Source organism: Desulfovibrio sp. SGI.169 (assembly GCF_050313595.1).
Taxonomy (GTDB): domain Bacteria; phylum Desulfobacterota; class Desulfovibrionia; order Desulfovibrionales; family Desulfovibrionaceae; genus Desulfovibrio.
In genome coordinates, this window is the sequence record NZ_JBNPLS010000052.1 from 1 (window position 1) to 7,786 (window position 7,786).

The following is a 7,786-nucleotide window of genomic DNA, read 5'->3' on the forward strand; positions in this document are numbered from 1 at the left end:
TGACGTTTACGCGCATACGGCGCCTCTGGCGCGCAAACGCAACGAGTTTTTCATGGCAGTAGGATCGGCAAACAATGCGGCGGGTCAGCCCGCCTTGGCCAAACGCCTGGGCTGGACCTTCCTGATTTTGTGCTGCTACCGGATCGGCGTGCATGTTCCCGTGCCCGGCGTGGATGCCGCGGCCCTGGCGTCTTTTTTTGAAAGCATGTCCGGCACGCTGTTCAGTCTTTTTGACATGTTCTCGGGCGGCGGTCTGAGCAATGTCTCCGTCTTCGCGCTGGGCGTCATGCCGTATATTTCGGCCTCCATCATCATGCAGCTTTTGCAGGTGGTCAGCCCTGACATCAAGCGCATGGCCAAAGAGGAAGGGCAGGCGGGCCGCCGCAAGATTACCCAGTACACGCGCTACCTCACCGTGCTGATTACACTGGTGCAGGGTCTGGGCATCGCCGTGGGCCTTGAAAATATGACCAGCCCGGCGGGCACGCCCGTTGTGCTCAGCCCCGGCTGGCACTTCCGCCTGGTGACAATGGCGACCTTTACCGCCGGTTCCGTGCTGGTCATGTGGCTTGGCGAGCAGATCACCGAGCGCGGCATCGGCAACGGCATTTCGCTGATCATCTTCTGCGGCATTGTGGTGGGCATTCCGCGCGGCATCATTCAGTCCGTGGCTCTGATTGAAGCCGGCGACATGAGCATTTTCATGGCTGTCGTCATTCTGGCGTTCATGGCCGCGGTGACGGTCTGCATTGTTTTTGTGGAGCGCGCGCAACGGCGCATTCCCATCAGTTACGCCAAGCGCCAGGTGGGCCGGAAGATGTTTGGCGGGCAAAATTCGCATCTGCCCCTGCGCCTGAACACGGCTGGCGTCATACCGCCCATTTTCGCGTCTTCGCTGCTGCTTTTTCCGGCGACCATCGGTCAGTTTTCGACCAATGAATATGTGAAGCAGGCGGCGGATCTTTTTTCGCCTCACGGCCTTTTGTACAATGTCATCTATGTGGCCCTGATGTTCTTCTTCTGTTATTTTTACACGGCAATCATCTTTGACCCCAAAGACATGTCCGAAAATCTGAAGAAGGCGGGGGGCTTCATCCCCGGCATTCGCCCCGGCGAGAAGACTCAGGAATATATTGACACGGTGCTCTCGCGGCTGACCCTTTCGGGCGCGGTGTACATCTCCATCGTCTGCCTGCTGCCGATGCTGCTGATCAGCAACTTCAACGTGCCGTTTTACTTTGGCGGCACAAGTCTGCTGATTCTTGTGGGCGTGGCCATGGACTTCATGAATCAGGTGGAGTCGCACATGATATCAAGCCAGTACCAGGGGCTGATGCAAAAGGCGCGCAAGGGCGGCAAGGCGTAGCGCGGGACGGTGTCATGAAGAAATATCACGGCGCGTTCATAAAAAATGAGCGGGAGGTGGGCCGCCTGCGGGAAGCCAACCGCATGGTCGCCAACATTCTGGATGCCGTGGGCGATATGGTGGCCCCCGGTCTGCCCACCATGCGCCTGGAGGAACTGGCGCGCGACATGTGCGCTGATTACAAGGTAAAACCGGCTTTTCTCGGTTACTGCGGCTACCCCTTTGCCATCTGCTGCTCGGTCAACGAGCAGGTGGTGCACGGTTTTCCCTCCGCGCGGCTGCTTCAGGAGGGGGATATCGTCAGCGTTGACATGGGGGTGGTGTACGAAGGCTTTGTGGGCGACGCCGCCCGCACATACCCTGTGGGGCGGGTGAGCGACGAGGCCCGTCGCCTGATGCGGGTGACCGAGGAAAGTCTTTATGCGGGCATTGAGCAGGCGAGGGCCGGCAATGATGTCTACGCCATTGGCGGCGCTGTGCAGGATTATGTGGAGGCCGCCGGTTTCAATGTGGTGCGTCGCTTCGTGGGCCACGGCGTGGGCGCGAAGATGCACGAAAAGCCGGAAGTGCCCAACTTCAGACCCGGCATGCACGGGCTGACCCTGCAAAACGGGATGGTCATCGCCATTGAACCCATGGTGACGGTCGGAACCCACGAAGTGGACATTCTGGATGACAAGTGGACCGCTGTGACCCGTGACGGCCAGTGGGCCGCGCACTTTGAACACAGTGTGGCAATCACCCCGGAAGGGCCGAGAATCCTGAGCGTTTCGGATCGAGGCCTGAACCGGCACACAATTGATGGTTGACAGAACGGGCAAAGACAGATAAAGATGTCTGTTCCCGCCCCGAAATAGCCGGGGCCGTAGAGGACGGGCCGTCATAACGGCCAAACGGCTATCAGTGGAGATATGCGATGAAAGTCAGGCCTTCCGTCAAGAAAATATGCCCCAAGTGCAAGGTGATCCGGCGCAAGGGAGTGCTTCGAGTTATCTGCGAAAACCCCCGGCACAAGCAGCGCCAGGGCTAGGGCAGGAGATATATTGTGGCGAGAATAGCAGGTGTTGATTTGCCGCGCGGCAAACGGGTGGATATTGCGCTTACCTATATTTACGGCATCGGCCGCACCACGGCCCTGAAGATCCTTGACACCACCGGCGTCAACTGGGAACGTAACATTGACGATCTCTCCGCTGACGAAGTGAACGAGATCCGCAAGGAACTCGAGCAGAACTACAAGGTGGAAGGCGATCTGCGCCGCGAAGTTTCGAGCAATATCAAGCGGCTTATGGATATCGGCTGCTTCCGCGGGCTGCGTCATCGTCGCGGCCTGCCCGTGCACGGCCAGCGCACCCACACCAACGCGCGCACTCGCAAGGGGCCGCGCCGCGGCGCTGTGGGCAAGAAAAAGTAGGCGTGTTCATTTAGTCGTTTTTAGCCAGGTTGAGGGATAATCATGGCCAGACCCAAGAAAGCGGTCAAGAAAAAGGAAAAGAAGAACGTGCCTGTGGGCATTGCCCATATTCAGGCGTCGTTCAACAATACCATCATCACCTTTACGGACACGCGCGGCAATGCCGTTTCCTGGGCTTCCTCGGGCCAGAGCGGTTTCAAGGGTTCGCGCAAATCCACGCCCTTTGCCGCCCAGGTGGCCGCTGAAACCGCCGCCCGCAAGGCGCAGGACAATGGCATGCGCACCGTGGGCGTTTATGTAAAGGGTCCCGGTTCCGGCCGCGAGGCCGCCATGCGCGCCATTGCCGCCGTGGGCTTCCGGGTGGCTTTCATCCGTGATGTGACGCCCATCCCGCACAACGGCTGCCGGCCGCCCAAGCGCCGCCGCGTTTAGTTTCAGGCTGCCGCGAGCAGCGCCGTACAAACGAAGAGGACTCATTCATGGCCAAATATACCGAAGCCAAATGCCGCATGTGCCGCCGCGAGGGGTGCAAGCTTTTCCTGAAGGGCGACCGTTGCTTTACCGACAAATGCGCTTATGATCGTCGTCCCTATGCCCCCGGCCAGCACGGCCGCGCGCGCAAAAAGGTCAGCGAATACGCGGTGCAGTTGCGGGAGAAGCAAAAAACCCGTCGCGCTTATGGCGTGCTGGAGCGCCAGTTCCGCGGCTACTTTGAAAAGGCCGAAATGCAGAAGGGCGTTACCGGCACCAATCTGCTGGTCATTCTGGAGCGTCGGCTGGACAATGTCATTTACCGTCTGGGTTTTGCCAACTCCCGCAACCAGGCTCGGCAGCTGGTGCGTCACGGCATCTTTACGCTGAACGGTCACAAGGTCACCATCCCCTCACTGCAAGTGCGGGTGGGCGATACCCTGGAAGTGCCCGAAAAAAACCGTAAAATTCCTGTTCTGGCTGAAGCCCAGGAAGTTATCGCCCGTCGCGGCTGCCCCGCCTGGCTTGAAGCCGATGGCGCCGCTTTCAAGGGCACCGTGAAAGCCTTGCCGCAACGCGACGATATTCAGTTCCCCGTCAACGAGCAGTTGATTGTCGAACTTTACTCGAAATAAGCGGGGGGCGCATGCTAATTAAACAGGGCGAACGCCTTATCAATGCGCGCAACTGGTCGGAGCTCGTGAAGCCCGACCAGATTTTGCGTGAGGAAGAAACGGCCAGCGGCACGCACGGCAAGTTTATCTGCGAGCCGTTGGAGCGGGGGTACGGCACCACCATAGGCAACGCCATGCGGCGCGTCCTTCTGGCCTCCCTGCAGGGGGCGGCCTTTGTCTCGGTGAACATCACCGGCGTGCAGCATGAGTTCACGACCATTCATGGCGTTTTGGAAGACGTGACTGACGTCATCCTCAACCTCAAGCAGGTTCGCCTGCGCATGGATACGGATGAACCCCAGCGGCTGACCCTGCGCGTGGATCGCAAAGGGCCTGTGACCGCCGCCCAGATTCAGACCAATCAGCATGTGGAAGTGCTCAACCCCGAGTTGCACATCGCCACCCTCACCGAGGACATTTCGCTGGAGATGGAGCTGGAGGCGCGCATGGGCAAGGGCTATGTGCCCGCCGACATGCATGAGGGCCTGTCTGATGAGATCGGCCTGATCAAGCTGGATTCCAGCTTTTCGCCGGTGCGCAAGGTGGCTTATGCGGTGGAGCAGGCCCGCGTGGGGCAGATGACCAACTATGACCGTCTGCTGCTTGAGGTCTGGACTGACGGTTCCCTCACGCCCGAAGACGCCATTGCATACAGCGCCAAGATCATCAAGGATCAGATTTCGGTCTTCATCAACTTTGATGAGCGCGTTTCCGGCGATATGCGCCTGGGCAGCAACGACGGCGGCGAGGTGAATGAGCATCTCTTCAAGAGCATTGACGATCTCGAGCTGTCGGTGCGCGCCACCAACTGCCTGCGCAGCGCCAATATTGCCCTTGTGGGCGAGCTGGTTCAGCGTTCCGAGGCCGAAATGCTCAAAACCAAGAATTTCGGCCGCAAGTCGCTGGATGAAATCAAAAGTGTTCTTTTGGACATGGGCCTTGACTTTGGCATGAAGGTCGACGCCTTCGACAAGAAATATCAGGAATGGAAAAGGAAGCAGCAAAATGAGGCATAGCAATTCCGGCAGGAAACTCTCGCGCACGCCCGCGCACCGTAAGGCCCTGTTGCAAAATCTCGCCAAGGCGCTGCTGATCCACGGCAAAATCCGCACTACGGAGATGAAGGCCAAGGAGTTGCGCCGGGTGGTGGAACCCCTGATCACTCTGGCCAAGCGCAACGATTTGCATTCCCGCCGTCTGGCCTATCGGGCGCTGAACGATCACGCTCTGGTCAAGCGTTTGTTTGATGAAATCGGCCCGCTGTTCGCCGGTGTGCCCGGCGGCTATACCCGTGTGCTCAAACTGGCCATGCCGCGCAAGGGCGACAACGCGCCAATGGCGATCATTGAGCTTTCCCGCGTGGCCGGTCAGGCTTCTGACGGCAAGGACGCCAAGGGGGACACGGTCGCCGCCGAGGCGCCGGCCAAGCCCAAGCGTGCCCGCAAGGCAAAGCCTGAAGAAGCCGCGCAGGAAGAAAGCGCCGCCCAGTAGAACGTGAGCTTTTTTATAAAAGGGGCCTGAGGGCCCCTTTTTATTGATGACAAACCCCGCAAGGCGGGCTTTGTTCATCAGTCTGGGGGCCTGATGGCTCCCTTTGTTTATGCGGCCTTGTCTGGTTTGCGTACCGCCCGTAACGGAGCGATATCATGAAATTGCTGGAAAAAGCCCGCGCCGCCGGCTGAGCGGCCAAACTGGCTCCAGGGGCCCTGGAGCGACTTTTGCGTGGCCTTGTTTCCGCCTCCAGACCAGAGCTGGAGGCCAGGGTGCTGGCGGGCCGCGCCCGCAACGAAGACGCGGTGGTGCTGTCGGTTCCGGCGGGCAAGGCGCTGGTGCAGACTGTGGATATTCTTGCGCCCATCGTCAACGACGCCTTTGCCTTTGGGCGCATCGCGGCGGCCAATGCCCTGTCGGATGTTTACGCGCTGGGCGGCGAGCCCTGGTGCGCCATGAATGTGGCCTGTTTTCCCCAGGCATTGGCTGAAGACGACCCCGACCATATTCTCGTTGACATTCTGCGGGGCGGGCACTCCGCTCTGATGGAGGCGGGGGCCGTGCCCGCCGGCGGTCATACCGTGCAGGACGATGAGCTGAAGTACGGTCTTGCTGTGACCGGGATTATTGACCCCTCGCATATGGCGGTCAACAACGGCCTGCGACCGGGCCAGCGCCTTCTGCTTACCAAAGCCCTGGGAACCGGCATTCTGGCCACGGCGGTGAAGGCCCGCTGGGACGGCGCCGCGGAAAGCGAGGCCCAATTGGTGCGCAGCTGCGGTCGCCTGAACAAGGTCGGGGGGGCGGTCATTCGTGAGCTGCGCCTGCCCGCCGCCACAGACATTACCGGCTTTGGGCTGGGCGGGCACGCTCTGGAAATGGCCCTGGCCTCGAATGTTTGCGTCGCTCTGGAGACAAGGGCGCTGCCCCTGTTGCCGCGCGCGCTCGACTATGCGCGCGACGGGCTGATTCCCGCGGGCAGTCATCTGAACCGTAAGCACTGGGGCTGCTCCACCCTGGTGGATGCTGGCGTGGAGGAAGCTCTCGAAAGCGTGGTGTTTGACGCCCAGACCTCGGGCGGCCTGCTGCTGGCCGTGCCGCCGGACAGGCTGGACGCGGCGCGCGCCATGCTGGAAGCCGGTGGGGACCTTGCCCGCGAAGTGGGGGAAGTGCTGCCGCCCCGGCAGGACGGCAAGGCCCTGCTGCTGCTGCGTTGACGGCCTGCCCGTCGGCTTCGCCCATGCGCATATTCGCTCCGCGGGCTGTCATGCCGGAAGCATTGCCCTTGCCCATGCCGCCGGCCATGAATATTCTCCTTGCGCGGTTGCGCACGCCGGCTTGCTATGCTATCAAGGCTTGATTTGCGAGAGTGGCGGAACTGGCAGACGCACTGGACTTAGAATCCAGCACCTACGGTATGGGGGTTCAAGTCCCCCCTCTCGCACCATCAATAATATCAGTGGGTTATATTCACGACCCTCCCATTTTTGGAGGAAAAATTAGCACCAAATTTGCACCAAACTATTTGGGCTCTGGATCATCATCCAGGCTTGGCATAAGCGCCGCTGCCCGTGCCTGGCTTCCCGGAGACACATGGGCGTGTAGCTACATTGCTATGCCCAAGTTGCGCGGCCACAGCGGCCAGGTCTGCGCCGCGTGCAAGCATCTCCGTGGCCGCGATATGGCGAATGACATATGGACGCATTTTTACTCCAGCGCGCCGGCAGGCGTTAAGCCATGCTGTGCGGTAGGATAAGACTCGTTGTCCGTTTCCACGGTGGCAGACAAGGGGGATGCCGGCGGCCATATCCAGTTTATACCTCTGGTATGCCTCAGCCATATATGCCGGATGGGGAACAACCGTTTTTAGCCGTCCACTTTTGCCTTGCCGGATAATGGCAACACCACGCCGCCAATCAAAGGCGTTCCATGTCAGACTAAAAAGTTCCACCTGTCCCGGGCGCAGGGCAAGAAAAAAGGCGGTTTTTACCGCCCATTGCAAAAACTCTGGAAGATATGGGAACAATTTCCGCAGATCATCAACAGTGGAGAGATCCACGGGGCGGATATGCTTCAGACGCTTGTAGTCACGCCATGGATTCAGATGTATTAAGTCCTGATCCACACCCCAGGCAAGAATTGCACGAATATATGCTTGATATTTGTTGATGGTGGCGTTGCTGGTACCCTGAGCGCGAAAACCCTCGCGCATCCGTTCCAAGTCCTGTCGATTGAGAGATTCAGCGTATTTGTTTCTGAGAAATTCTCCTACACCAGGAGAATGAGATACATCTTTTCGTTCGTGTCCAGCAAGGAAATAAACAATAACTTTAGGATCTTGACTAGCTGAGATGGGCTAAAAAGGTTATC

10 protein-coding genes and 1 tRNA gene are annotated in these 7,786 nt (G+C 59.2%); 10 read left to right on the forward strand and 1 reads right to left on the reverse strand.

Translation table 11 applies throughout. The annotated features are described in order from the left end of the window. Positions 1-52 precede the first annotated feature (52 nt). The 10 genes from secY (at position 53) to ACQRA4_RS13350 (ending at position 6,863) form a co-directional block, all read left to right on the forward strand. Entirely contained in the window at positions 53-1,366 is a 1,314-nt protein-coding gene (gene secY / locus ACQRA4_RS13305) for a preprotein translocase subunit SecY (RefSeq protein WP_427823553.1), read from the forward strand. A gap of 14 nt (positions 1,367-1,380) precedes the next feature. Continuing rightward, on the forward strand, positions 1,381-2,175 hold the full coding sequence (gene map, locus ACQRA4_RS13310) for a type I methionyl aminopeptidase (RefSeq protein ID WP_427823546.1): 795 nt from the start codon (positions 1,381-1,383) through the stop codon (positions 2,173-2,175). 107 nt (positions 2,176-2,282) lie between these two features. After that, positions 2,283-2,396 (forward strand): 50S ribosomal protein L36, encoded by a 114-nt coding sequence (gene rpmJ, locus ACQRA4_RS13315; RefSeq protein ID WP_005027799.1) that lies wholly within the window; start codon positions 2,283-2,285, stop codon positions 2,394-2,396. A gap of 15 nt (positions 2,397-2,411) precedes the next feature. Then, positions 2,412-2,780, forward strand: a complete 369-nt coding sequence (gene rpsM / locus ACQRA4_RS13320; RefSeq protein WP_427823547.1) for a 30S ribosomal protein S13 — start codon at positions 2,412-2,414, stop codon at positions 2,778-2,780. Between the two features lie 42 nt (positions 2,781-2,822). Next, entirely contained in the window at positions 2,823-3,212 is a 390-nt protein-coding gene (rpsK, locus tag ACQRA4_RS13325) for a 30S ribosomal protein S11 (protein WP_008685806.1), read from the forward strand. A gap of 47 nt (positions 3,213-3,259) precedes the next feature. Further along, on the forward strand, positions 3,260-3,886 hold the full coding sequence (rpsD, locus tag ACQRA4_RS13330; RefSeq protein WP_427823548.1) for a 30S ribosomal protein S4: 627 nt from the start codon (positions 3,260-3,262) through the stop codon (positions 3,884-3,886). Between the two features lie 11 nt (positions 3,887-3,897). After that, on the forward strand, positions 3,898-4,941 hold the full coding sequence (locus ACQRA4_RS13335; protein ID WP_427823549.1) for a DNA-directed RNA polymerase subunit alpha: 1,044 nt from the start codon (positions 3,898-3,900) through the stop codon (positions 4,939-4,941). Then, positions 4,931-5,416: a 50S ribosomal protein L17 gene (gene rplQ / locus ACQRA4_RS13340; protein ID WP_427823550.1), complete on the forward strand. Its 486-nt coding sequence runs from the start codon at positions 4,931-4,933 to the stop codon at positions 5,414-5,416. Before ACQRA4_RS13335 ends, rplQ begins: the two co-directional genes overlap by 11 nt. Before the next feature lie 155 nt (positions 5,417-5,571). Beyond that, positions 5,572-6,633: a selenide, water dikinase SelD gene (selD, locus tag ACQRA4_RS13345; protein ID WP_427823551.1), complete on the forward strand. Its 1,062-nt coding sequence runs from the start codon at positions 5,572-5,574 to the stop codon at positions 6,631-6,633. Positions 6,634-6,779: 146 nt separating this feature from the next. Then, positions 6,780-6,863: transfer RNA gene (locus ACQRA4_RS13350), tRNA-Leu, on the forward strand. 93 nt (positions 6,864-6,956) lie between these two features. Here the strand turns inward: ACQRA4_RS13350 and ACQRA4_RS13355 are convergent. Further along, positions 6,957-7,628, reverse strand: a complete 672-nt coding sequence (locus tag ACQRA4_RS13355) for a tyrosine-type recombinase/integrase (protein WP_427823552.1) — start codon at positions 7,626-7,628, stop codon at positions 6,957-6,959. Between the last annotated feature and the right edge of the window lie 158 nt (positions 7,629-7,786).